Here is a 22,690-nt window from a genome sequence, read left to right on the forward strand (position 1 = left end):
ATCATCCGATCTACCGATCCGATATGTCCGCAGCGACAGCAATAACCATATAGTTCGTACCACTGGACCAGATCCATGATCCGTGTCGACGCTGGCATTTCTCGCAGAAAAGGAGGTCGTATTTTCATCGATCAAAATACGTCTCCCACGGCTTGGATTTCTTGTCCGTCGGATCGTAAGGCACGCCGCCATAAAGCCGAATGAACTCATGCTGGCCTTCCATCGTCGAAAATTTCACGATCGAGAAATGGTATCCTTCATGATATTGGTAGCCATGCAGGTGATAGGCGCCCAGCCGATGTTCATCAGCGATCACTTCCAAAAGCCGTTGGCGTAATTCGTCTGTCAGATACAATACGACCTGAAACGGGTAATGCTTATTAATCAGGGTTTTCGGCGGTTCGCCGCGTGATCTGCCGCTCATTTCACGAAGACAGTCGGCTTCCATCCTCGGGTATAGCCATGACTGACAGCCATACTGGCTATGGCGACCTCTTTAACGAGAAAATCCCGATCTTTGAGAAGCGCCTCTATCGCGGCTCGCGCATCGCCCTTGTGGTAGGCGAGAACCAATTCAATTTCGTCGTCGTATTCATTTTCCTGCGCAACCGTACTCATTGTTCTGCTCCATTGAAGCAGACACACACGCCACCAAGCATGTCTGGATTTCATCAGCGCCGCCCGCCGATGTTCCTAAAATGTTCTTGTTTGAGAGGAGAGTCAATCGCGAACTCAGCGCTGTGGAAACTTATGGGATCACCTGTGGATTTCCTGTGCGCATTCGCGGGTTTATCGAACCAGAACCTTCTCCCATTTCCCATCGCCGAACGGTTTGCCGCCATGCCGACGCATAAATGCGCTCATGCACCTTTCGGTAGGAAAACTGAAAACGCAGAAACCAACTCCAGACTTGCGGGCCATGCGATGAGGCAGGCGAGCACCGAGCCGATCAGCATCACGATGCACCTCGCGACGTGCAAACTTCAAGGCGTAAGATTCGGGGAGTGCGACCTGGAACGTTTTCATTAGGCTGCCCTCTTAAAGAGGTCGACAGGCTGGCCATGGGTGACAGCGAGACGCGATAGCTCTACTTCACGAATGAGGAAGTCGCGGTCTTTCAAGAGCGCCTCAATGGCCGCGTGCGCGTCTCCGCCGTGATACGCGAGAACTTCCTCGATTTCGGCGTCATAGCTTTGGACAAGAGCGTTCATAAGGTTTCTCCTGCTTTCATTATATGTTCCTACTTTGTTCTCATCGGAGTTTTCAGTCAAGATGCTAAATTGCGTACCTCAACGTGTTACAAATCGTGCAATATTCTGTGTAACAATATGTGCTACAATTTCGGACGTGTAACGAAAATAACGCAACAAAAACAATGTACAAGGAAGCGGTTTTATACCAACCGACCGTACCATTGCCCTCACATATTAGCTGCGAGTTTAGAGAAGCGCCCACGCAAGGCCTGCGTGGCGGTTCGCTGAATTGGAACCAATTTCCCAGCCTTCCATTAGGTCTATAGCGGCCAGTTTTAAAGCCGCTGCAACCAACAGGAGGATTTGATCCATGAAACAGGTCAACCCGACTGAGGCAAGGCAAGGACGTGAAGGTAAGCCCGTTCTCATGGTGCTGCTGGTCAGTATCGCGGCGGCGCTGGCCGTCTGGGTGCTGGTCGAAATCTACGGTGCCGTCATTTCTCCCGATGAGAACACGCCGAACGGCGAAAATTCCTTGCCGCCCGCGACGACTGAAACAGTTCCTCCGGCTTCGGCCGAGTGAGCCGTAAGCGAATAATCCCGGCGGAACCAAACCCCACCATGCCCGTTATCGGGCATGGAACAATTCTGGGAACAATTCTGGGCTGAATTCACGCACGACAATATAGTCAGTTTGCCGGTGGTACTGGCGCGAATGCTGCTGGCAACCCTGCTCGGGTCCATCATTGGCCTTGAACGGGAATGGCGCAGGCGACCAGCCGGACTGAAGACGCATATGCTCGTCTGCCTCGCCTCGGCTACCTTCACGATCGTCTCGCTGGAACTCGTCAACGTGCCGGTATTCAACGATCAGAATATCCGGATGGACCCTTCGCGTCTCGTGGAGGCGATCACCAGCGGCGTTGCCTTTCTGGCGGCCGGTTTCATCATTTTCGCACGTGGAAAAATAACGGGTATCACGACAGGCGCAGGGATGTGGCTCGCAGCTTCCGTCGGCCTCGCCAGCGGTCTCGGCCTCTGGCATATCGCGATCATGGCGACGTTCATCGCCGTCGCTGTCTTGATCGTGGTGGGAAAGATGGAAAACTCCGTCGGCCCGGACAACAGCAAAGTCGACTGTAAAGTCGGGGGCAAGCCCTCCTGAGCTGTCGTCGGGCCTTATCCCTTTGAGGGATGGGTCAGGCTTCGGCGAGTGCCTCGGCAATGCGGTCCTTCAAGGCAAGACGCTGCTTGCGCAGGTTCGTCTCTTCTTCCTGGCTTACCGGTTCTATCTTCGTTTCCGCCCGATGGATGCGGTCGTTCACTGAATCATATTCTTCCAGAATCTGGGCAAAACGCGCGTTCTTTGCCTTCAGGGCATGGATGGCTTCGAGCTGACCGGGAAACTCTTCACCGAGCGTATGGGGGGTATTCGACATTCCAAGGCTCCTTCCTTTGGGTTGAAAAGAGCTTCGCAAGCAAGCAAGCCGGCAGCATTGATTGCAATCAAGCCCGGTGGAAAGGAACATGCCGAAACTGCATGGCTGGCATGCAAAGGGCGATCTTCTAAGCAGGCGGAACGATCCCCATCTGATGAGTGCGGACGAAGAACTGTCCGCGATGGAGAAAAAAATGTTTACCCGCTTCAATAATCGTTTCGGTCGTGCATTCGCGCAATTCGGTAGCGCCGTTCGTGCCTCTGCCGCTGTGCGCGCTGGTCAGAAGCCCACTGCGCAGGACCTTGAGACGCTTGGCATCGACGTTGACCAGTTCCGCCGCATCCAGGGTTAAGCAATCCAAGTAGGCGTATGCGTATCTGAGTAAAAAGCCCGGCAGTGCCGGGCTTTTGTTTTCTCAGTCTTCGTCCGTCGCCATCTGGCTCAGCAATTCGCCCTTGCCGCGCTGGCGCATGATCATCGGGACGACGACTGCGGCAATCGCAAGCGCGATCAGCACGATCGATACCCATGAATGTACCAGGGCCATCGGGTTGCCCTGACTGATCTGCAATGCCTGACGAAGGCTTTTCTCGGCCATCGGCCCGAGGATCAGACCAACGACAACCGGCGCGATGGGATAATGGAAGCGCCGCAGCACATAGCCCAGCACGCCGAACGCCAGAAGCAGACCCAGCTCGAATGAGACCGGCAGGCCGAACAGCATCGAGGTGGAGGCATTCGCGCCGATTGTTCCAAGCGTCGCGAAAACCAGAATGCCCGCATAAAGCCAGTGACGCGGGATGGTGAGCATCTTCACCCACAGGCCGATGAGGGGCAGGTTGAGAACCAGCAGCATGAGGTTGGCGACGAGAAGGCTCGCCACCAGACCCCAAACCAGCGTGGCATTGGTCACAAAGAGGAGGGGGCCCGGCTGCAGGCCGAATTGCTGGAAGCCGGCAAGCATGATTGCAGCCGTGGCCGTAGTGGGCAGGCCCAGCGTCAGGAGCGGCACGAGAGTTCCGGCGGCGGAAGCATTGTTGGCCGCTTCCGGTCCGGCCACGCCTTCGATTGCACCTTTGCCGAATTCTTCCGGATGTTTCGAGAACTGCCGTTCCGCCGAATAGGAAAGGAAGCTCGACACATCGGCGCCGCCCGCTGGCATGGCGCCGATTGGAAAGCCGATTGCGGTGCCGCGAAGCCACGGCATCCACGAGCGTTTCCAGTCGTTCTTCGTCATCCAGACGGAACCCTTGACGGCGATGACCTCATCTTCTGGCCGAAGCTTCTTCGACACGACTGCGAGTGTTTCGCCGATAGCGAACAGCGCGACTGCCAATGTGGTGACATTGATCCCATCGAGCAGGTTCGGCGTTCCCATGACGAGACGCGCCTGACCGGTCAACTGGTCGATGCCGATCAGTCCGAGCGCAAGGCCGATGAACAGGGATGTCAGGCCGCGCAGTGTGGAATCGCCGAAGGCCGCTGAAACTGTCATGAAGGCAAGCAGCATCAGCGCGAAATATTCCGATGGCCCGAAGGAGAGGGCGAATTTCACGACCCATGGCGCGACGAAGGCGAGTGCCAGAGTGGCTATCAGGCCCGCGATGAAGGAGCCGATGGCGGCTGTCGCCAGCGCTGGTCCGCCGCGCCCGGCCCGGGCCATCTTGTTGCCCTCCAGTGCGGTGACGATGGAGGCGCTTTCGCCCGGCGTGTTGAGCAGGATCGACGTGGTCGAACCGCCATACATGCCGCCATAATAGATGCCCGCGAACATGATGAGGGAGCCCGAAGGGTCGAGCTTGTAGGTAACGGGCAGGAGCAGCGCGACGGTGAGTGCCGGGCCGATGCCGGGCAGCACGCCGACGGCGGTGCCGAGTGTTACGCCAATCAGCGCATAAAGAAGATTCGATGGTTCAAGCGCCACCAGAAGTCCGTTGGCGAGAAGTGCGACAGTATCCATGAGGGCACTCAGCCTTTAAAGCATTTCCAGCAAATGCGCGAAGCGATTTGCGTGGTATAATGCGACAAAACAAGAAAGCATTTCCAGCAAAAGTGCGAAGCGGTTTTGCGTAGGATAATGCGACAACACAAGAATGCATTTCCAGCAAATGCGCGAAGCGGTTTTGCGTAGGATAATGCGATATCACGAGGACTTAGGGCATTTCCGACGTTTCAGCCGAAACGGGGAATGCTCTAAACGAATTGTTCGAGCCAGCCAGACGGCAACGATAGCTGCAGGCCGCGTGCAAAGATGAACCAGATCACGAAGGCAAAGACGATGCCCACGGGAACGCTGATCCAGAATTTGCGATAGCCGAAGCCGCGTGCGGTCGCTGCGAAAAGCAGGCCGGTGGACAGGGAAAAGCCGACAGTCTTCATCGTCAGCATCTGGAGGGACAGACCGCCGATTATCCAGGCCATCGGCCCGATTTCCTGATGCTCACGTTCGGGGAAATCGCCGCGAAGCGCCTCGAACACGGTCCAGATCGCGAGGCCGAACAATCCGGCTGCGACGACATAGGGAACGGTTTTCGGGCCGACCGGCGAATAGCTCGTCACATCGTTGCCATAGGTTGTCGACCAGGCAATGGCGATGGCGACAGCTGCGAGAACGAGAGCGATGACGAGTGCAGCGAGGTCTGGCGCCGCCCTTTCGGGGCGGCGCTCTTCATGCTGGTTTGATCCTGTCATTTGACGAGACCGATTTCCTTGAGGATGGTTTCAGTCGCGGCAACGTCCTTGGCAAGCTGCTCCTTGAATGCCGGACCGGCAAGGTAGGTATCCGCCCAGCCCTTGTCCTTCAGCGCCTTCTGCCAGGATTCCGACTTCACCATCTTCTCGATATCGGCATTGATGGCAGCTTCCTGCTCGGCAGTGATGCCGGGAGCCGCGCCGACCATGCGCCAGTTCTGGATCGAAACGTCCACGCCGCCTTCCTTGAAGGTCGGTGCGTCGATGCCTTCCACGCGCTCGTCGCTCGAAATGCCGATGATGCGCAGCGTACCGGCCTTGATCTGCGATTCGAATTCACCGTAACCGGAAATGCCGACGGTCACCTGATTGCCGAGAATGGCCGCCAGCGCCTCGCCGCCGCCAGAAAAGGCAATGTAGTTGACCTTGGTCGGATCGACGCCTGCGGCCTTGGCAAAAAGGCCTGCGGTGATGTGGTCTGTGCCGCCGGCGGAGCCGCCGCCCCACGAAACCGAGCCCGGATCGGCCTTGAGCTTCGCGGCAAGGTCGCCAATGTTCTGGATGTCGGAAGAAGCCGGAACGACGATGGCTTCATATTCGCCGGTAAGGCGGGCAATCGGCGTGATCTGTTCCAGGGTAACCGGCGATTTGTTGGTCAGGATCGCGCCGACCATGACATAGCCGCCCACGATCAGCTGGCTCGGATCGCCCTTGTTCTGGTTCACGAACTGCGCAAGGCCGATGGTGCCGCCAGCGCCGGGAACGTTGATGACCTGCACGCTGCCGGAAATCTTTTCGTCCTGAAGCGCGCTCTGCATCGTGCGCGCCGTCTGGTCCCAGCCGCCGCCCGGAGCAGCAGGCGCAAGCACCTTGTAGTCTTCTGCGGAAGCAGAGCCTGCCATAGCCAACGCCGCTACCGACGTCAGGGCCAGAATAAATCTACGCATATGTCCTCCCAACGGAATATATTGCCGCCCTGCGGCGGACCTCCCCAAAGTCCCGCTTTCCTAGCAGGAGCAAACTACATGGAGATTAGCGAAAACAAATTCAATAGGCCAGCATATGCGACAATAGTTTGGCCGCAATTTAAGTGACACGCTTTCGAATCGCTTGAAGATCGCGCGCCGGAAATAGCCGTCGAGACCTGCTTGACGGCGGCAGCGGGCCAACGTAATAGTGTAACGACGGTTCCCCGACCGAGAGCGAAGGGGATTAATAGGGAACACGGTGAGGACGACCCGAAAAGGGGCCAAGACCGTGGCTGCCCCCGCAACTGTAAGCGGATTGCCGTTCATCCTCGTGACGTTGAAAGCGTCATGCCACTGCGCCGGAGAAGCGCGGGAAGGCAGATGAACAGCAGATATTCGCGAGCCAGGAGACCTGCCGTCTAGTGTTGTCCATTGTCACGGGCGGGGATGCCCGGAGCAGGAGCCGGTTATGACAGTTTTCCGCGTCGCAGGACGCTTCCTTCCATCGTCATCGCATGATTTCGACATGTCCCCGGATATGCCTGTCCGTCTTTCGCGCCGGATTTTTTCCGCCGCCTGACAGGGCTCGTTTCTCTTATCATTTTCGGGGATTCCTATGAAAATTCCAGGCAATACGCCGTTTCGTGCCGCCCTCTGCGCGGTCGCATTTCTGGCAAGCGGTCCGGCTGCACGGGCAGCAGAAACGCAATATCCGCTGACGCTGAAAAACTGCGGCCGTGATGTCACCTTCAAGCAGGCACCAAGCCGCGCCGTCGCGGTTGGCCAGAGCAGCGCAGAAATTCTCTATAGCCTCGGTCTCGGCGACAAGCTCGTCGGGACAGCGGTCTGGTTCGGCCCTGTCCTCAAGGGTTTCGAGGAGGCCAACGCCAAGGTAAAGCGGCTCGCCGATAACGATCCGAGCTTTGAAAGCGTTCTGGCGGAAAAGCCGGAAATCGTGACGGCTGATTTTCAGTGGCATGTAGGCCCCACGGGCATTGTGGCAAAGCCGGAACAATTCGAGGAGCTTGGCATTCCGGCCTACACGTCGCCATCCGATTGCGTCGGCAAGGATAATTCCGGTGGCGGCGACGGCGTTCGCACTGCGGCGTTCAAGATGGATATCGTCTATCAGGAAATCACCGAACTGGCGGAAATCTTCAACGTGCAGGACCGTGGCGAGAAACTCGTCGCCGACCTGAAGGCCCGCGAAGCAGCGGCGCGTGAGAAAATTTCGTCCAAAGGCGAAAATCTTTCTGCAGTCGTCTGGTTCTCCAGCGCACAGGTTGACGCTGACCCCTATGTAGCGGGTAAGTTCGGTGCGCCGGCCTATATTCTTTCGGCGCTCGGCATCAGGAATGTGATCGACAGCGAGGAAGAATGGCCGACAGTCGGATGGGAGACGATCGCGAAATCGAACCCGTCGATGATCGTTGCCGCAAAGCTGGATCGCCGCCGCTATCCGGCTGATGACATTGCCGTCAAGCGCCAGTTCCTCGACAATGATGCTGTCACGAAGCTGATGCCTGCGGTGAAGGACAAGCATGTCTTCGACATGGATGCGCAATCGATGAGCACATCGCTTCGCGTGATCGAGGGCATCGAAACGCTTGCCGCCGATATTGCCGCCTCGGACCTCGACAAGTGACGGCGCGGGCAACAGCAACGGGCTTGAAACACAAGGGAAGGGCACGCTCCGGCGTGTCTTTCCTGGTCTTTTCGCTTGTCCTGCTTCTTGTCGCCCTTTGGCTTGGGGCTGCGATAGGCGAAACGGCGATACCGCTCGACGTGGTTGCCAAGACCGTGGCCAACCGGGTGTGGAACGCCGGATATGCGCTCGAACCCATCGATGAGGGCATCGTCTGGAGTTATCGCCTCAGCCGGGCCGTCATCGCCGCATGTTGCGGCGCGTCGCTCGCAATATCCGGCGTCATCCTGCAATCGCTGCTGCGAAATTCACTTGCCGATCCTTACATTCTTGGAATTTCTGCGGGTGCTTCGACCGGGGCTGTCGGCGTCGCCATTCTGGGCATCGGCGCTGGTGTGCTATCGCTTTCGCTGGGCGCTTTCATCGGAGCCATCGTTGCCTTCTGCCTTGTTTCCCTGCTGGCGCTGCGGGCAGGGCGGGACAGCAGCGCGATCATCCTCGCCGGCATTGCCGGTTCACAGCTTTTCAATGCGCTGACATCATTCATCGTCACCAAGGCTGCAAATGCAGAACAGGCACGCGGCATCATGTTCTGGCTTTTGGGCAATCTTTCGGGCGTGCGCTGGCCGGACGTCATCCTTGCCCTGCCTGCCTGTCTGGTGGGCCTTGCCATCTGCCTGTGGCATTCACGGGCGCTGGATGCCTTTACCTTCGGAACGGAATCCGCAGCTTCGCTCGGCATACCGGTACGGCGCGTCTATGCGGTGCTGATCGGCGTCAGCGCCATGATGACGGCGGTCATGGTATCCATCGTCGGCTCTGTCGGCTTCATCGGGCTCGTCATTCCCCATGCCGCCCGAATGGTGGTCGGGGTTCGGCACGGCAGGCTGTTGCCTGCGGCGGCTCTGATTGGAGCAATCTTCATGATCGTTGCCGATATCCTGTCGCGCATAATCATTCCGGGGCAGGTGCTTCCGATTGGCGTCATCACGGCTTTGTTCGGTGCGCCCGCCTTCGCCCTCTTGCTCGGACAAAGAAGGGCGTCGTCATGATCCTTTCAGCACGCAATGTCGGCTGGTCGGCGGGCAATGTCGAGATTTTGCGCAATATTTCGCTAAACGTGGCGGAAGGTGAATTTCTTGGCATCATCGGGCCGAACGGATCGGGAAAGACCAGTTTTCTGTCCCTGCTGTCTGGCGTGCGCCGGTGCCGCGTCGGCGAAGTGAACCTTTGCGGCGCGCCCATCGGCAGCTTCAGCCGTCGCGAGATCGCACGCCGGATGGCGCTGGTCGAGCAGCAGGCGGGCACCACGGAACGCATCACGGCGCGTCAGGCGGTGGAGCTGGGGCGGACGCCCTATCTGGGCGCGCTGTCGCCATGGTCGGCGGAAGATGATGCAATCGTTGATCAGGCGCTGGCAAATGTCGATATGGCGCATCTGGCCGACCGCTACTGGCACACGCTTTCGGGTGGGGAGCGACAGCGACTGCACATAGCCCGCGCTCTGGCGCAGGAACCACGGATATTGCTGCTGGACGAGCCGACCAATCATCTCGATATCGGACACCAGATCGGGCTGCTCGATCTTGTCAGCCGGCAGAAGCTGACGGTCGTGGCTGCCTTGCACGACCTCAACCACGCCGCGATGTTCTGCGACCGTATCGCGGTCATGGACCGCGGAAACCTCGTCGCGCTGGGCACGCCCCGCGAGGTGTTGCGGGCAGAGCGCATCGCCGAGGTCTTCGGCATAGAAGTCGACGTCGAGCACACGGGCATCGACGGGTGCCATATCCGCTATCGAGCGCCGGACCGACGTTCTGTGAAACTCAGATATTCGGCTTGACGGGGGTGAGAGGATTGAACAGCAGTCCGCGACGGTCATTATCCTGCTTCATGTGGATATCCTAATAAATATGGTAACAAGTAGGATTATAAAATAGAAATTGCTAATATAGATACTTATAAAATAATACTAACATTATGATAAGTTGCACGTTTTATTCAATTTAATCACAGTAAATTGACTGTATTTATTGACAATCTGTTTTCATGGCGTTGACGATGGCGTTATAAAGCCTCAGCGCATCAGGGCATATGCACCGAGTGGCAGGCGTAGCCTTGTCTCCAGGTGCATTGCAGAAGGACAGAAGAGATCATTCTTTGATTTGTTCCGTCATTCTCGGTCCTGATATGCGGGTCTCTCTGGCTTTCGGCCGGAAAGATCCGTTTTGGATCAAGAAACAATATTGGCACGCCCGCATTAACGGGCGTGCGGCAAATGCAGTTATTTCAATGAATTACTCTATTTATAATGAGCGGCGGCTTTTCATTCTGGAAAGCCGCCGTAATTTTTTTCAGGGATATTGAGCACCGGTGACGGTGAGATAGACCGCATAAAGCGACTTCGTGGCGGCGATGAAAAGCCGGTTGCGGCGCGGGCCGCCAAAAGTCACGTTTGCGACTGTCTGCGGCGTTCTGAGCTTGCCGAGGAGCGTGCCTTCCGGGGAGAAACAGTGCACGCCGTCGCCGGCGCTGGTCCACAGGTTGCCGTCCGTATCGAAGCGGAAACCGTCCGGCAAGCCATTATCGATGGTGCAGAAGACCGTGCCGCCGGTGACGCGTTTGCCGCCATCCACAACGTCGAAGACGCGGATGTGGCGCGGTGCGTTCTCGTCGTGGCTGTAGGCGCTGTCGGCAACATAGAGCCTGGTTTCGTCAGGGGAGAAGGCAAGGCCGTTCGGCTGATGGAAATCGGTGATGATCGCATCGAGTTCGCCCGTTTTCGGGTCAAGGCGATAGACGTTGCGTGTCGGCTGTTCGGGTAGGGCCTTGTAGCCTTCATAATCGGCCATGATGCCGTATGTCGGATCGGTGAACCAGACGGTTCCGTCTGAACGCACAATCACATCATTGGGGGCATTGAGCTTCTTGCCCTGGTAGCTCTCGGCAAGCACGGTGATGCTGCCGTCCGGTTCGGTACGGGTGACGCGCCGGCCCCCATGCTCGCAGGTGACGAGGCGTCCTTCGCGGTCGCGCGTATTGCCGTTTGAGAAATTGGATGGCTGGCGGAATACGGAAACTCCGCCTTCTGGCACCCAGCGCAGAATGCGCTGGTTGGGAATGTCGCTCCACAAAAGGCAGTTCTGGTCACCGAACCACACCGGACCTTCCGCCCAGCGACAGCCGCAATAAAGCTCGTCCAGATCGGCGCTCGGCACGATCATCTGCTTGAAACGTTCGTCGTGGATTTCGTAAATCGAAACAGTCTGTAGCAAGGAAAATTACTCCGGAAAAACTATCGCGTAGCCCGACGGCCACTGGCGAGGATGATCACCGCAATGATGGTGAGCCCGGTCAGGACGAGGCGGACACCGGCGCCGAAACCATAAGTGTTGAGCATCGAGACGATGAGGAACATGAACAGGGCCGCGCCCCAGATGCCGGGGATGTTGGAATCGCCACCGGCAACCGCTGTACCGCCGATGATGACGACAGCAATCGACATCAGGAGATATTCCGCCCCCATGTTCAGCGCCGCGCCGCCCGAGAAACAGGCAAGCAGGAAGCCGCAGAGCGAGGCCAGAACGGCGCAGAGCAGATAGGTGATGAAGCGCGTGCCATCGACAGGGATTCCGGCCATGCGCGCCGCGAAAGGATTCTGGCCGATTGCAGAAATCCAGCGCCCGTAGATGCTCTTTTTCAGGAGTACCCAGCCAATGACCGACAGGATCAGAGCCACGATGGCGACATTGGGAATGCCGAAGGTCGAGGCTGTGGTAAACTGTGCCAGGCTTTCCGGCGGTTTTACGCGCAGGCCGCGATTGCTCCAGATGGCGGTTGATTGGATCAGGAAGCTCATCGACAAGGTGGCGATGATGGGCGGAATGCGCAGGAGCTTGATCAGCGCATAATTGCAGATGCCGATGGCAAGGCCGATGAGCAGCGCCACGGCGAGCCCGGCGAGGATCATTCCCTCCTGGGAATCCATCAGCTTCAGCGCCAGCGTTGCGGCGAGCGTCATGTTGGCAGGCACCGACAGATCGATATTGCCCGGGCCGAGCGTGATGACGAACATTTGGCCGAGGCCGACGATCACCGAGAAGGATGCAAAGGTGAAGGCAGCGTGGGAAAGCCCGTGCGCGCCTGCGCCTCCGGTGAAAAGAATGGTGATGATCCACACGACGACGGTCGCGATGAACGACCATATCCATGGGCGGCTGGTAAGCAGGGCGAGACCGTTCATTGCTTTTTCTCCCTCTTTTCGAGGCGGTTGAGGAAGAGGCGCAGGGCCAGCACCACGATGAGAATGCCGCCTTGCGCTCCGATCTGCCAATCCGGTGAAATGCGCATAAAGGAGAGGAACGATCCTGCAAGCGTCAGTGTGAGCGCGCCGATGACAGCGCCGATGGGCGAGACGCGCCCGCCGACGAATTCACCGCCGCCCAGAATGACGCCTGCGATGGAGAGAAGCGTATAACGTAGCGCGATATTGGCGTCCGCCGATGTGGTGAGGCCCACCAGCGCAATACCTGCAAGCACCGCGAAGAAAGCAGCCAGCGCATAGGTTCCGGCGCGGATCGTGGTGACAGACCAGCCGGCGCGCTCGATGGAGCGCGTGTTGCCGCCCGCGCCGCGCATCAGCACGCCGAAGGTCGACCGCATCACGATGAAATGCGTGACCAGCGCAATCAGAATGCTGGCGACAATAGCCATCGGCATGAAAGGCGGCTTGGCGGTCATGATCCACCGCGCCCAGTCGGGAGCCTGGCCGCCCGGCGATGGCAGCAGAAGGACTGCGAAGCCGCCCCAGACGAAGCTCATGCCCAGCGTGACGACGATGGATGGCAGGTTGCGCAGATGGATCAGCGCGCCGAGCGCCGCATAAGCCGCAATAGCGGCGGCGAGGATCAACACTCCGATGATGGGAGCGGTGTGAAGATAGGTGGCGGCGACGCAGACCACGAAGCTCACGAAGGTGCCCATCGAAAGATCGAGGTCGTTGACGGCCATGATCAGCATCTGGGCGATGGTTGCCAGTGCGATCGGGACGGCAAGATTGAACAGGAGGTTCAGCCCGGTGTAGCTCATGGCACGCGGCTGCATGTAGAAGACGGCGGCCAGAAGCAGGACCAGCGAGAACACCGGCGTCAGCAGGCGGATGGTGGAAGAGGAGAGGCGCATTATTCGTGACCTCCCTCGAATGATGCGGCAAGCACGTTCTTTTCCGTAATGTCTTCGCCGGTCAGTTCAGCAACGATAGCACCGTCGCGGAAAACATAGACGCGGTCGCAAAGTTCGATTTCGTCCATTTCGGTAGAATACCAGACGAATGTGCGCCCGTTTTCCGCCTCATGGCGCAGAATTTCATAGACTTCCTGCTTGGTGCCGACATCGACGCCACGCATCGGATCGTCCATCAGGATCGTATGCGCGCTGGTTGCCAGAGCGCGGGCGAACAGCACTTTCTGCTGGTTGCCGCCCGACAGTGACAGGATGCGGTTGCCCATATCAGGCGTGCGTATCTGGATGCGGTCCTTCCATTCTCCGCCGAGCGCGTCTTCCCTTGTCTGGTCGACGAGTTTCAGCGACGAAAGCCGGTCGAGCGAACTGACCGTGAGATTGTGCAGGATGCTCCACAGCGGAAAAGTGCCGTTGAGGCTGCGGTCGCCTGCGACGAAGGCGATCTCGCAGGTCCGGGCCGGTATCCAATTGGGGCGCCGCGCATAGTAAAGGTCGAGCAGCATCCTGGTCTGTCCGTGCCCTGCCAGACCGGCGAGGCCGATGACTTCGCCCTTGAAAGCCTGAAACGGCTTTATGTCGGAGGCGCGCTTTGCGAAGGACAGAACGGGTGAGCCGGTGGCATCCGTCTTTGCGACGCGGCGCGCCGCTTTCTCGCGCTCCACGCTGCCCATGGCTTCGACGAGGCTGCGATTGGTAAATTCGCTGGCGGCGCGATTGGCGACGACCTTGCCGTCCTTCATCACCACGATGCGGTCGGAGGTGGAGAGAATTTCGCCCAGCATGTGCGAAATGAGGATAACGGCACCGCCGGTTTCAACGAAGCGACGCACATAGGCCATCAGTTGCGCGGCAATGCCTGCATCGAGCGATGAGGTCGGCTCGTCGAGAATGACCAGTTTTGGTGCAGTGCCGGGAGCGGTGAAGTTGATTGCGATTTCCACCATCTGCCGCTCGGCAATCGACAGTTCGTCGATGGTCGCGCTGCTGTCGATCTTGTGGCCCGGAAAAATCTCGTTGAGCTTTTTGGAAATCAGTTCAACGGCCTTGCCGCGCCAGTTCGCGCCTTCGAGGTCGCGTTGCATGATGCGGACATTCTCGGCAATCGTCAGGTTGGGGAACAGCGACAGTTCCTGAAACACGCAGCGCACACCGTGCTTGCGTGCCATCGCCACGCCATGTCCCGCTTCGCCGTGATAGGAAACGCTGCCTTCGTGCGGCGACAGCCCGCCATTGATGACATTGACGATGGTGGATTTGCCCGCGCCATTGTGCCCCACAAGCCCGACACACTCGCCTTCGCGGATCACGAGTTCGGCGCCATCCAGTGCTTTCACCGCACCGAACTGCACGCGGATATTGCGCGCGGCGACGACCTCTCGTTTCTCTGCTGCTTCTGTCATACGTTCATCTGACTGCTGGAAATGCTGAATAGAGGTGACGGAAAAGGGCGGGAACGAAACCCGCCCCAATCGTCTGATGATGCAACGCGCTGCTTATTTCGCGGCGTCGATGACCTTCTGCGCGTCTTCAAGCGAATATTCGACATTCGCGACGCCACCCTTCTGGGTGTTGGCAAGGTCCTTGTCGAGCGATTCCTGGCTGACGCTGAGGAACGGAACCACAAGGTCCTTCTTCACGTCCTTGCCGTCGAGAATCTGCTGGGCAACCCAGAAAGCAAGCGTGGATACGCCGGGCGCAATCGAAACCGACATGGTTTCGTAGCCGTTGGTGTCCTTCTGCTGTTTCCACCACTGCAGTTCGTCCTCACGATTGCCCATGATGATGATCGGCGTTTCGCGCTTGGCGGCGGCGAAAGCCTGCGCAGCGCCGTAACCGTCGCCACCCTGCGTCACGACCGCATCGATTTTCGGCAGGCTTGGGAGAATGCCCGCGACGGCACGCTGTGCGACGTCTGCGGCCCAGTCGCCATTGACGGAACCGACGATCTTGAATTTCGGATGTTTCTTCACGCCTTCTTCGATGCCGGCATGGATATTGTCATCGACGGAAACACCGGCAAGGCCGCGAATTTCGAGCAGGTTGCCGCCATCCGGGAGGCGCTTGGCAAGATAGTCGATCTGTCCTTCACCCATCGCCTTGAAATCGACCGCAATGCGCCATGCGCAAGGCTCGGTCACGATGCCGTCGAAGGAAACGACCGTGATGCCCGCATCGCAGGCTTCCTTGATCGCGCCATTCAAGGCGGTTGGCGAGGCGGCATTGATGACGATGGCGTCATAACCCTGCAGGATCATGTTCTGGATCTGCGCGGCCTGTTCGGTCGCCTGGTTTTCAGCCGTCGTGAACGGGTCGGCAGCAGCCACCACGCCGGCCTTCACGGCTTCCTTGGTGATCTTGTCCCAGCTTTCCAGCATGGCCTGACGCCACGAGTTGCCAGCATAATTGTTCGAGAATGCGATCTTCTTCGATGATGTGTCGGCCATTGCGCTGCCTGCGGCCAATACGCCTGCCAGTGCTGCGGATGCGAAAAGGATTTTTGCGAGTTTCATTCATTCCTCCCAGTTGCCAGTATGCGACCCGCAGCGCCCCGGCACTTCGGATCGTCTGAATTGATTGTGGCGCGAGCCTCCCGCACCGCCGCTCCTCAACGGCACCAGTCCGCGCCTGATGCGATTTTTCACTCTTGTATCGCGGGCAATTTTCTGGTGAAGCGAGGATGAAAGAAGAGAAGCCTTCTGTGAAGGCCCATTGAAGCAACTGACTTGCGGGTTCCCGCAGCAAAATTGCGGAAACCCGCAAGACGCGCCGAGGATGTCGCGGCGTATTATAGCTTCATGAGCAGTTTGCGTTCTGGAGGAGAGACGCTTGCTTGAACTCGCCCCCCAAAGGTTGCTCGACCACTATCTGAATATTTCCAGATTGCTGGCGGGACAACTCGACTTCGATTCCATCATCCGGGCGGTGGCGGCGGAGATCACGCATATCGTGCCCTATGACCATCTGGACGTCTGCATCAAGACGCTCGATGGCAAGTTTCATATCGCCTATGAGAGCGGCATATCGACGGACTGGAGCCGCAATCCGCCCGCACCGCTTTCCGGCAGTCCCATTCGAACTGTGCTTTCCGGCGAGGCCGATCATCTTCTCACTGACGATGCGCGCACCGATCCGCGCTTTCATTTTACGGGTGCTTTCTCCAGACCCATTATCGAGCACGATCTGAAGGGCCGCCTGCATGTGCCGCTAAAGGCGCAGGGCGATATTATCGGCGCGCTCAGCTGTTCCAGTCTCACTCCCGCCTGCTACACCATGCGGGACGTGGAAAATGCCCAGTCGATTGCCGATCTGCTTACCCCGTATTTCTTCGCGATCCGTGCGGCGGAGCAGGCCAAGCGGTCCGCCATTGTGGAAGCGGAAGCGCGAGCGCGGGAGGAAGGCTTGCGCTTCGGCGCGCTTAAACTGACGGAAGCGCTGGAAATCGAGCGCCACCGCATCGGCATGGACCTGCACGACCAGACGCTCGCCGATCTGACACGACTGGCGCGCCATGTGGAGCGGCTCACCCATGCCCCGGACCTCTCCGGCGAGCAGCTCGAGCCGCTGTTTCGGGGGCTCCAGCATTGCATGCACGATCTTCGGCAAATCATTGAAGAAGCGAAGCCTTCGATCCTCCAGCTGTTCGGTTTCGTGCAGGCGACGGAAAACCATCTGGGCCGTTCGGTGCGCGACAGCGGATCGTCCGTCGAATGGACGCTGGATGACAGCAGCGGCGGCATGGCGGATCGGCTGGAAGAAACGGTCGCGACCTCGCTGTTTCGCATCGTGCAGGAGGCAATCAACAATGCAATCCGTCATGCTCATGCAAGCCGGTTGCGCGTCGCGTTCCGCAACAAGGGCGGTCGCCTGCATGTTGAAGTGGCGGACAACGGCATCGGTATGGATCGCCATACGCAGCGTCCCGACGTTGGGCATGGGATCGACAATATGCGCACACGCGCGCGGTTGATTTCTGCGAGTTTCGCTATCAGGAAAAACGGGGAAGGCGGCGGCACCAGTGTGACGATTCACCTGCCTGCGGAAATGTGCCGGGAGGGCGGAGGATAAAATGCATGTTCTGATCGTGGAAGATGATCCGTTGCACCGCGCCTATCTCGGCGAGGCCGTGCGGGCGGCGCTGCCGGAATGCAGCGATGTGCTGGAAGCTGAAAACGGGTCGACGGGCGAGAAACTCGCGCGCCAGCACAGGGCCGCCCATATCGTCATGGATTTGCAGATGAACGGGCGCAACGGCATCGAAGCCGCGCGCACCATCTGGAAGGAAAATCCCGAAACGCGCATATTGTTCTGGTCGAACTATGCCGACGAAGCCTATGTGCGCGGCGTGTCGCGCATCGTGCCGGAAGGGGCGGCTTACGGCTATGTTTTGAAGTCCGCATCGGACGACAAGCTGCGGCTGGCATTGCGCAGCATCTTCGTCGAAGCCCAATGCGTCATCGACCGTGAGGTGCGCGGCCTCCAGCAAAAGAGCCTTGGTCATGCCAGCGGTTTCAGCGAAAGCGAATATGAGATTCTGATCGATATCGCGCTGGGGCTTACGGATCGCGTCATTGCGCGCCGCCGCAATCTGTCATTGAGAAGTGTCCAGAACAGATTGCAGCAACTCTATGAAAAACTTGGGGTGTATCAGGAGAAGAGCGAGCCGGATGAGGGGCGTTTCAATCTGCGGGCGCGCGCGGTAACGGTCGCGCTTTTGCGCAAACTGCTGAACTACAGCGCGCTTGAACGCGCCGAAGTCGAGCTGAACGAATGGCTGGCAGCATCGGCCCGAAAATCGAATCCGATTTTCGGAAAGCACGACGCGTAGTTTCAGGAGGCCACAGCCGCTTTCAGGCGTGGCTGCTCCAGGTCGAGACCGAGTTCCGACGCGCGATCGATAACCGGCGCGAAGCGGCGGCGCTTCTTCTCCTCGTGGTTGGAAGCAATGTCTGCGATACGGTGCTTGAGGAAGGGGTTAAGAAACCGTTCCCGCACAGAATCCATATAAGCCGCCGCCTGGTCTCCAAGCCCGTCCGCAGCGAAAACCGGCAGGACTTCCTCACGCCAGACCGTTTCCAGTTCACGCCGGATCGTTTCGTCCTGCATGGCTTCCAGCACTATCTCGTCTTTCGGGCGACCGCCCTTCAGCCATTGTTCTGCGATGAATGTATGGCCAAGGTTGAGCAGATAGAGCTTCAGATGCTCATAGCGTGCAAGATCGTCGGTGAGGACGATATCTTTGTGTTCGCAAGGCAGCGTCAGGCCATCGGCCTCCTCGATTGCCCACAGCGCATAGGGTTCGGCGACGGCGCCGATCGGCTCGATGGGTTCTGAGACGATACGATCAACAAGGCTGTTGGCGAAGACGCAGCGGGTTTCGAGCCATTGCACGAAACTGTCCGGCAGTTTCCAGTCATGGGCGAGATCGATCAGGATAGAGCGTAGCTTGTCGCCATTGCGCGAGATCAGCTCGCAGGGAAATACCGACAGCGGCGCATCGGGATTGTGCTGCCAGCGGTGATGCAGAAGCACCAGAAGCTTGGCCGGAAAGCTCTTCGGTAAAGCTTCCGGATTGGCAAGAAGCGAACTGTCATCGCTCTTGTCGAGCTCAAAACCCTTGTCCCCGGTATTGGAAAGAATCACATCGACACTGGTGCCAAGGTCGAGAATCGCAGGCCAGTCTTGATGGGCGGAATAGGCGGTGGTGACGCCTTGCGCCTGATATTCCTTCTCAAAGGGTTTCCCATCAGCCAGTCCGCGGATCATTACCGGATAGCTGCGGGCTTCGTTCAGGGCTGCGATCCGCTGGCTGCTCTGCGGATTTGAAGTAGTCTGCACGACGGTGATTGTCCCGATGGCTTTGCCCTCGGCAAGCGCCTCCGAAACAAAGAAATCGGCATGAGCCAACAGAAAACGACTGGTGCCAAACTGCAGGATCGCTGGCTTTTCGTGCATGACCTTCTCCCATAAATCAGTGGTTTTAACTAAGCGATGCAGGGTAAATTGGTCAAGCCAGTGGGAAGATTTAAGGGCCGAATGATTTCAGCGCAGATGTGGAAATGTGCAATTTGCCGCAATTCTTTGAGTTTCTGCGTATATTGCGCTTCGTTTCGCTTGCTAATATGGTAAGGCCAATTCGAGGAGAGGCGAATTGGGAGCATCATGAGCGACTTTACGGCGACCGCGGAACCGCGCAGGCTTTATCAGCAGATTGCAGACCGGGTGAGAAACCTCATTCAGGACGGCCAGTTTCCTGCTGGCAGCAGGCTTCCGGCTGAGCGCGAGCTGGCACAGCAGCTCGGTGTGTCGCGGCCTTCGCTGCGCGAAGCGCTGATTGCGCTCGAAATCGCCGGCAATGTCGAAATCCGCATGGGTTCCGGCATCTATGTCACGGCAGAGTCGGAAAAGCGTTCGCTTTCACAAGGAGCTTCCATCGGCGAGAGCCCGCTCGAAATCATGCAGGCGCGCGAAATGGTCGAGGGCAGCGTGGTTGTCATGGCCTGTGCGCGCATGACGCCTGAAAGCCTGGCCGAACTGCGCGCAACGATTGACGCCATGAAGGTGAATGTCGATGCCGGGCGCAAGGCCATTGAACTCGACAGGCAGTTTCATCTGCTCATCGCCGAGCAATCGGGGAACTCCGTGCTGGTGCGCATCGTGCGCGACCTTTTCGACGAGCGGCATAGTCCGCTGACGTCGCATATCAGAACGCGCTTCGAGGATAACGATACATGGGCTCTGGCTCTGGCCGAGCACGAGGCGATCTATGCGGCGCTTGAGGCGAAGGATCCGCTTCAGGCGCAAGCAGCGATGCGAACGCATCTGGACCGATCCAAGCAGCGTTGGATGGATAATGAACCCAGCGAGTGATTAGCCGGGGCGATTTGGGAGTGAGGTCAGACACATGAATGATTCCGTTGCTACAGCGGTTGCGCCGGTAATTTTGCTGCATCCTGCGGATGATGTTGCGGTGGCGCGCGTTTCGGTTCGCGCTGGCGATCCGATCGGCCTTGAGGGGATCAAGGCCCGCGAACTGATCGGACGTGGGCACAAGGTTGCCGTTCGCGATATTCCGGAAGGCAAGGAAGTCCTGAAATACGGGCAGGTGATCGGCGTTGCGACGAAGGACATTGCGCAGGGCGAGCACGTGCATTTGCAGAACCTCGCCATGCTGCCCTCCGAACACGAGCATCAGTTCTCCATCGATATTGAGGAACGCGGCATGCTGCCGGAGGCGGAACGCCGCCATTTCATGGGCTTCGACCGTGGCGCTGGCGGCGTCGGCACGCGCAATTTCATCGGCGTGATTTCGTCAGTCAACTGCTCTGCCACGGTGTCGCGCTACATCGCCGATTATTTCAATCGCATGGGCGGGCTCGACGGTTTCGACAACGTTGATGGCGTCGTCGCGCTGACGCATGGCAGCGGTTGCGCGCTCAACACAAAGTCGGAAGGCTATCGCCTTTTGACGCGCACCATTCAGGGCTATGCCAAGCATCCGAATTTCGGGGGAATATTGCTGATCGGGCTTGGCTGCGAAACCAACCAGATTGCGCCGATCCTCGAACATTATCGCATGGAAGAAGGCTCGCGCCTGCGCACCATGACGATCCAGCAGCATGGCGGCACGCGCAAGACCATCGATCATGCGATTGCCGAGATCAAGGAAATGCTGCCTTTGGTCAATTCCGCGGTACGCACCAGACAGCCTCTGTCGAAGTTAAAAGTGGCGCTGGAATGCGGCGGCTCGGACGGTTATTCCGGCATCTCCGCCAATCCGGCATTGGGCTATGCCTCGGACCTTATCGTGCGCAATGGCGGCACGACCGTCCTGTCGGAGACGCCGGAAATCTACGGTGCCGAACATCTTCTGACGCGCCGCGCAGTAACGCCAGCGGTGGCGGAAAAGCTGTTGCAGCGCATCGACTGGTGGCGTGACTACACCGCGCGCAATGGCGACGAACTCAACAACAACCCATCCCATGGCAACAAGCTCGGCGGTCTCACCACCATTCTGGAAAAGTCGCTCGGTGCGGTTGCCAAGGGTGGCTCCATGCCGCTCAAGGCCGTCTATGAATTCGCTGAAACCGTGACTGAACCCGGCTTCGTGTTCATGGACACGCCGGGTTATGACCCCGTTGCCGTGACCGGGCAGGTGGCCGGTGGCTGCAATGTGATCTGCTTCACCACGGGTCGCGGTTCGGTATCCGGCTTCAAGCCTTCACCCTGCATCAAGATCGCCACGAATTCCGAAATGTACGAGCACATGAAGGAAGACATGGACATCAATTGCGGCGGTATCGTCACCGGCGATGAGACCATCGAGCAGTCCGGTACGCGCATCTTCGAACATATCATCGCGGTCGCATCAGGCGAGAAGACGTTGAGCGAAGTCTATGACTATGGCGACAACGAATTCGTGCCGTGGCAGGTCGGCGCCGTAACCTGATCCCCCGTTTCATAGCCCTTTATTCAATGACGACTGACAGGAATAATTCGATGGTCAAAGCTCTGCGTATCGAGAGCGAAAACGTTACCCGTTTTGCAGAAATCGACGAAGCGCCGTTGCTGGCGGGTCATGTCAGAGTGCGGGTACGGCATGTTGGGCTCTGCGGCAGCGACCTGAACACTTTCAAGGGGCTTAATCCGCTGGTGCAGCTGCCGCGTATTCCGGGGCACGAGATCGGCGGCGAGATCATTGAAGCAGGCGCGGGCGTCAGCGCCGCCTACGCCAGCGGCAAGCGGGTGATCGTGCTGCCTTACACGAATTGCGGTGAATGTTCGTCCTGCCGCAAGGGCCGGCTCAATGCGTGCCGTTATAACAAGACGCTTGGCGTGCAGCAGAATGGCGGTCTGGCCGACCAGATCGTGCTGGCTGCCGAAAAGCTGATCCTCAACGATACGCTGGAACCGCGTCATCTGGCACTGGTCGAGCCGCTTTCGGTCGGCTTCCATGCCGTCGAGCGCGGACGGGTCCAGGCAGGCGACACGGTCGCTGTTCTCGGCTGCGGCATGATCGGCATGGGCGTGCTGCTCGGCGCAGTCGCCCGTGGCGCCAAGGTCATCGCCATCGATCCAAGTGCTGAAAAGCGCGAACTGGCGCTGCAATTCGGCGCCACGCATGCGCTTCCGGGCGGCGAGGACGTTGTCGCGAAGGTTCAGGAACTGACAGACGATGACGGCGTGGACGTTGCTTTTGAAGCGGTCGGCCTACCGATCACTTTCACGCAGGCCGTCGATCTGGCGGGCTTCGCGGGCAGGGTGGTTTATGTCGGCTATTCCAAGGCCCCAGTCACCTACCAGACGCAGTTCTTCAACCTGAAGGAACTCGACATCATGGGATCGCGCAATGCGACGCTCGCGGATTTCGAGGCTGTCATCGCCCATCTGGAAAAGCTCGGAGCGGATGCCGACAAGCTGATCTCCAAAATATTTCCGTTCGATGAAGCTGAAGCGGCGCTTCCCTACTGGGACGGCGACCGCAATGTCTTGAAGATCATCATCGAACGCGACTGA

The 22,690-nt window shown here is 58.4% G+C and carries 25 protein-coding genes and 1 riboswitch; of the genes, 12 read left to right on the forward strand and 13 right to left on the reverse strand.

The genetic code is table 11. The features are described from left to right. Nucleotides 1-124: 124 nt before the first annotated feature. The 3 genes from ACS5UA_RS07635 to ACS5UA_RS07645 form a co-directional block, all read right to left on the reverse strand. A complete protein-coding gene (locus tag ACS5UA_RS07635) occupies nt 125-448 on the reverse strand; it encodes a hypothetical protein (protein WP_128005841.1) in 324 nt (107 codons plus the stop codon). After that, complete coding sequence (locus ACS5UA_RS07640; RefSeq protein ID WP_063882901.1) at nt 421-618, reverse strand: hypothetical protein; 198 nt, start codon at nt 616-618, stop codon at nt 421-423. Before ACS5UA_RS07640 ends, ACS5UA_RS07635 begins: the two co-directional genes overlap by 28 nt. A 407-nt stretch (nt 619-1,025) precedes the next feature. After that, complete coding sequence (locus tag ACS5UA_RS07645; protein ID WP_063621140.1) at nt 1,026-1,211, reverse strand: hypothetical protein; 186 nt, start codon at nt 1,209-1,211, stop codon at nt 1,026-1,028. 352 nt (nt 1,212-1,563) lie between these two features. On the opposite strand from ACS5UA_RS07645, the gene ACS5UA_RS07650 reads away from it, so the two are divergent. Both ACS5UA_RS07650 and ACS5UA_RS07655 read left to right on the forward strand, forming a co-directional pair. Further along, nucleotides 1,564-1,776, forward strand: coding sequence for a hypothetical protein (locus tag ACS5UA_RS07650; protein ID WP_063621138.1), 213 nt, complete (start codon nt 1,564-1,566; stop codon nt 1,774-1,776). Between the two features lie 54 nt (nt 1,777-1,830). Then, nucleotides 1,831-2,358 (forward strand): MgtC/SapB family protein, encoded by a 528-nt coding sequence (locus tag ACS5UA_RS07655; protein ID WP_006469183.1) that lies wholly within the window; start codon nt 1,831-1,833, stop codon nt 2,356-2,358. Nucleotides 2,359-2,392: 34 nt separating this feature from the next. On the opposite strand, the gene ACS5UA_RS07660 is transcribed toward ACS5UA_RS07655, so the two are convergent. Continuing rightward, nucleotides 2,393-2,632, reverse strand: a complete 240-nt coding sequence (locus tag ACS5UA_RS07660) for a YdcH family protein (RefSeq protein ID WP_006471972.1) — start codon at nt 2,630-2,632, stop codon at nt 2,393-2,395. A gap of 88 nt (nt 2,633-2,720) precedes the next feature. Here ACS5UA_RS07660 and ACS5UA_RS07665 point away from each other — a divergent pair, with 88 nt between their 5' ends. Continuing rightward, nucleotides 2,721-2,984, forward strand: coding sequence for a hypothetical protein (locus ACS5UA_RS07665; protein WP_075041846.1), 264 nt, complete (start codon nt 2,721-2,723; stop codon nt 2,982-2,984). A gap of 63 nt (nt 2,985-3,047) precedes the next feature. Here the strand turns inward: ACS5UA_RS07665 and ACS5UA_RS07670 are convergent, their stop codons facing one another. The 3 genes from ACS5UA_RS07670 to ACS5UA_RS07680 form a co-directional block, all read right to left on the reverse strand. After that, nucleotides 3,048-4,592, reverse strand: coding sequence for a tripartite tricarboxylate transporter permease (locus ACS5UA_RS07670; protein WP_006469180.1), 1,545 nt, complete (start codon nt 4,590-4,592; stop codon nt 3,048-3,050). Nucleotides 4,593-4,825: 233 nt separating this feature from the next. Next, nucleotides 4,826-5,323 carry a tripartite tricarboxylate transporter TctB family protein gene (locus tag ACS5UA_RS07675; RefSeq protein WP_443101247.1) on the reverse strand — a complete coding sequence of 166 codons (498 nt, stop codon included), beginning with the start codon at nt 5,321-5,323 and terminating at the stop codon, nt 4,826-4,828. Beyond that, the gene (locus ACS5UA_RS07680) at nt 5,320-6,270 is read right to left on the reverse strand and encodes a Bug family tripartite tricarboxylate transporter substrate binding protein (protein WP_006471974.1); all 951 of its coding nucleotides are present in this window, start codon (nt 6,268-6,270) and stop codon (nt 5,320-5,322) included. The genes ACS5UA_RS07675 and ACS5UA_RS07680 overlap by 4 nt, the downstream gene beginning before the upstream one ends. Nucleotides 6,271-6,491: 221 nt before the next feature. Next, nucleotides 6,492-6,725, forward strand: a riboswitch (cobalamin riboswitch). Between the two features lie 182 nt (nt 6,726-6,907). On the opposite strand from ACS5UA_RS07680, the gene ACS5UA_RS07685 reads away from it, so the two are divergent. The 4 genes from ACS5UA_RS07685 (at nt 6,908) to ACS5UA_RS07700 (ending at nt 10,303) form a co-directional block, all read left to right on the forward strand. Next, nucleotides 6,908-7,936: an ABC transporter substrate-binding protein gene (locus ACS5UA_RS07685; protein WP_063621132.1), complete on the forward strand. Its 1,029-nt coding sequence runs from the start codon at nt 6,908-6,910 to the stop codon at nt 7,934-7,936. Continuing rightward, entirely contained in the window at nt 7,933-8,988 is a 1,056-nt protein-coding gene (locus ACS5UA_RS07690) for a FecCD family ABC transporter permease (protein ID WP_100652645.1), read from the forward strand. The genes ACS5UA_RS07685 and ACS5UA_RS07690 overlap by 4 nt, the downstream gene beginning before the upstream one ends. Next, a complete protein-coding gene (locus ACS5UA_RS07695; RefSeq protein ID WP_063621128.1) occupies nt 8,985-9,779 on the forward strand; it encodes an ABC transporter ATP-binding protein in 795 nt (264 codons plus the stop codon). Before ACS5UA_RS07690 ends, ACS5UA_RS07695 begins: the two co-directional genes overlap by 4 nt. Nucleotides 9,780-10,039: 260 nt before the next feature. Then, complete coding sequence (locus ACS5UA_RS07700; protein WP_138725209.1) at nt 10,040-10,303, forward strand: hypothetical protein; 264 nt, start codon at nt 10,040-10,042, stop codon at nt 10,301-10,303. Here the strand turns inward: ACS5UA_RS07700 and ACS5UA_RS07705 are convergent. From ACS5UA_RS07705 to ACS5UA_RS07725, 5 genes are all read right to left on the reverse strand, one after another. Then, nucleotides 10,291-11,160: an SMP-30/gluconolactonase/LRE family protein gene (locus tag ACS5UA_RS07705; protein ID WP_063621175.1), complete on the reverse strand. Its 870-nt coding sequence runs from the start codon at nt 11,158-11,160 to the stop codon at nt 10,291-10,293. The genes ACS5UA_RS07700 and ACS5UA_RS07705 overlap by 13 nt on opposite strands. A gap of 71 nt (nt 11,161-11,231) precedes the next feature. Then, a complete protein-coding gene (locus tag ACS5UA_RS07710) occupies nt 11,232-12,179 on the reverse strand; it encodes an ABC transporter permease (protein WP_063621126.1) in 948 nt (315 codons plus the stop codon). Beyond that, nucleotides 12,176-13,117: an ABC transporter permease gene (locus ACS5UA_RS07715; protein WP_063621124.1), complete on the reverse strand. Its 942-nt coding sequence runs from the start codon at nt 13,115-13,117 to the stop codon at nt 12,176-12,178. The genes ACS5UA_RS07710 and ACS5UA_RS07715 overlap by 4 nt, the downstream gene beginning before the upstream one ends. Further along, a complete protein-coding gene (locus ACS5UA_RS07720; RefSeq protein WP_063621122.1) occupies nt 13,117-14,577 on the reverse strand; it encodes an ATP-binding cassette domain-containing protein in 1,461 nt (486 codons plus the stop codon). Before ACS5UA_RS07720 ends, ACS5UA_RS07715 begins: the two co-directional genes overlap by 1 nt. A gap of 93 nt (nt 14,578-14,670) precedes the next feature. Further along, nucleotides 14,671-15,687 (reverse strand): ABC transporter substrate-binding protein, encoded by a 1,017-nt coding sequence (locus ACS5UA_RS07725; protein WP_063621120.1) that lies wholly within the window; start codon nt 15,685-15,687, stop codon nt 14,671-14,673. 316 nt (nt 15,688-16,003) lie between these two features. On the opposite strand from ACS5UA_RS07725, the gene ACS5UA_RS07730 reads away from it, so the two are divergent. Together ACS5UA_RS07730 and ACS5UA_RS07735 are read left to right on the forward strand one after the other, a co-directional pair. Next, nucleotides 16,004-17,242 carry a GAF domain-containing sensor histidine kinase gene (locus ACS5UA_RS07730; RefSeq protein ID WP_063621118.1) on the forward strand — a complete coding sequence of 413 codons (1,239 nt, stop codon included), beginning with the start codon at nt 16,004-16,006 and terminating at the stop codon, nt 17,240-17,242. 1 nt (nt 17,243) lies between these two features. Next, nucleotides 17,244-18,002, forward strand: coding sequence for a response regulator transcription factor (locus ACS5UA_RS07735; protein ID WP_063621116.1), 759 nt, complete (start codon nt 17,244-17,246; stop codon nt 18,000-18,002). Nucleotides 18,003-18,004: 2 nt separating this feature from the next. On the opposite strand, the gene ACS5UA_RS07740 is transcribed toward ACS5UA_RS07735, so the two are convergent. Continuing rightward, a complete protein-coding gene (locus ACS5UA_RS07740; RefSeq protein WP_443101248.1) occupies nt 18,005-19,129 on the reverse strand; it encodes a mannitol dehydrogenase family protein in 1,125 nt (374 codons plus the stop codon). Nucleotides 19,130-19,336: 207 nt separating this feature from the next. Between ACS5UA_RS07740 and ACS5UA_RS07745 the strand changes: the two genes are divergently transcribed. Genes ACS5UA_RS07745 through ACS5UA_RS07755 form a run of 3 tightly spaced genes read left to right on the forward strand, consistent with a single transcriptional unit; the run spans nt 19,337 to nt 22,690 of the window. Then, nucleotides 19,337-20,044: a FadR/GntR family transcriptional regulator gene (locus ACS5UA_RS07745; protein ID WP_006469164.1), complete on the forward strand. Its 708-nt coding sequence runs from the start codon at nt 19,337-19,339 to the stop codon at nt 20,042-20,044. 34 nt (nt 20,045-20,078) lie between these two features. Next, nucleotides 20,079-21,623, forward strand: coding sequence for a UxaA family hydrolase (locus tag ACS5UA_RS07750; protein WP_006469163.1), 1,545 nt, complete (start codon nt 20,079-20,081; stop codon nt 21,621-21,623). A gap of 50 nt (nt 21,624-21,673) precedes the next feature. After that, on the forward strand, nt 21,674-22,690 hold the full coding sequence (locus ACS5UA_RS07755) for a zinc-binding alcohol dehydrogenase family protein (protein WP_063621112.1): 1,017 nt from the start codon (nt 21,674-21,676) through the stop codon (nt 22,688-22,690).

Source organism: Brucella sp. RRSP16, assembly GCF_052246815.1.
GTDB lineage: Bacteria > Pseudomonadota > Alphaproteobacteria > Rhizobiales > Rhizobiaceae > Brucella > Brucella intermedia.

Excerpts from the sequence above, each read along its gene's own strand:
- ACS5UA_RS07750 (WP_006469163.1), top strand. The coding sequence starts at position 20,079 with ATGAATGATTCCGTTGCTACAGCGGTTGCGCCGGTAATTTTGCTGCAT.
- ACS5UA_RS07715 (WP_063621124.1), bottom strand. The coding sequence starts at position 13,117 with ATGCGCCTCTCCTCTTCCACCATCCGCCTGCTGACGCCGGTGTTCTCG.
- ACS5UA_RS07675 (WP_443101247.1), bottom strand. The coding sequence starts at position 5,323 with ATGACAGGATCAAACCAGCATGAAGAGCGCCGCCCCGAAAGGGCGGCG.
- ACS5UA_RS07650 (WP_063621138.1), top strand. The coding sequence starts at position 1,564 with ATGAAACAGGTCAACCCGACTGAGGCAAGGCAAGGACGTGAAGGTAAG.
- ACS5UA_RS07640 (WP_063882901.1), bottom strand. The coding sequence starts at position 618 with ATGAGTACGGTTGCGCAGGAAAATGAATACGACGACGAAATTGAATTG.
- ACS5UA_RS07645 (WP_063621140.1), bottom strand. The coding sequence starts at position 1,211 with ATGAACGCTCTTGTCCAAAGCTATGACGCCGAAATCGAGGAAGTTCTC.
- ACS5UA_RS07710 (WP_063621126.1), bottom strand. The coding sequence starts at position 12,179 with ATGAACGGTCTCGCCCTGCTTACCAGCCGCCCATGGATATGGTCGTTC.
- ACS5UA_RS07665 (WP_075041846.1), top strand. The coding sequence starts at position 2,721 with ATGCCGAAACTGCATGGCTGGCATGCAAAGGGCGATCTTCTAAGCAGG.
- ACS5UA_RS07635 (WP_128005841.1), bottom strand. The coding sequence starts at position 448 with ATGGAAGCCGACTGTCTTCGTGAAATGAGCGGCAGATCACGCGGCGAA.
- ACS5UA_RS07680 (WP_006471974.1), bottom strand. The coding sequence starts at position 6,270 with ATGCGTAGATTTATTCTGGCCCTGACGTCGGTAGCGGCGTTGGCTATG.
- ACS5UA_RS07720 (WP_063621122.1), bottom strand. The coding sequence starts at position 14,577 with ATGACAGAAGCAGCAGAGAAACGAGAGGTCGTCGCCGCGCGCAATATC.
- ACS5UA_RS07695 (WP_063621128.1), top strand. The coding sequence starts at position 8,985 with ATGATCCTTTCAGCACGCAATGTCGGCTGGTCGGCGGGCAATGTCGAG.
- ACS5UA_RS07670 (WP_006469180.1), bottom strand. The coding sequence starts at position 4,592 with ATGGATACTGTCGCACTTCTCGCCAACGGACTTCTGGTGGCGCTTGAA.
- ACS5UA_RS07735 (WP_063621116.1), top strand. The coding sequence starts at position 17,244 with ATGCATGTTCTGATCGTGGAAGATGATCCGTTGCACCGCGCCTATCTC.
- ACS5UA_RS07705 (WP_063621175.1), bottom strand. The coding sequence starts at position 11,160 with ATGATCGTGCCGAGCGCCGATCTGGACGAGCTTTATTGCGGCTGTCGC.
- ACS5UA_RS07725 (WP_063621120.1), bottom strand. The coding sequence starts at position 15,687 with ATGAAACTCGCAAAAATCCTTTTCGCATCCGCAGCACTGGCAGGCGTA.
- ACS5UA_RS07685 (WP_063621132.1), top strand. The coding sequence starts at position 6,908 with ATGAAAATTCCAGGCAATACGCCGTTTCGTGCCGCCCTCTGCGCGGTC.
- ACS5UA_RS07745 (WP_006469164.1), top strand. The coding sequence starts at position 19,337 with ATGAGCGACTTTACGGCGACCGCGGAACCGCGCAGGCTTTATCAGCAG.
- ACS5UA_RS07740 (WP_443101248.1), bottom strand. The coding sequence starts at position 19,129 with ATGCACGAAAAGCCAGCGATCCTGCAGTTTGGCACCAGTCGTTTTCTG.
- ACS5UA_RS07755 (WP_063621112.1), top strand. The coding sequence starts at position 21,674 with ATGGTCAAAGCTCTGCGTATCGAGAGCGAAAACGTTACCCGTTTTGCA.
- ACS5UA_RS07660 (WP_006471972.1), bottom strand. The coding sequence starts at position 2,632 with ATGTCGAATACCCCCCATACGCTCGGTGAAGAGTTTCCCGGTCAGCTC.
- ACS5UA_RS07655 (WP_006469183.1), top strand. The coding sequence starts at position 1,831 with ATGGAACAATTCTGGGAACAATTCTGGGCTGAATTCACGCACGACAAT.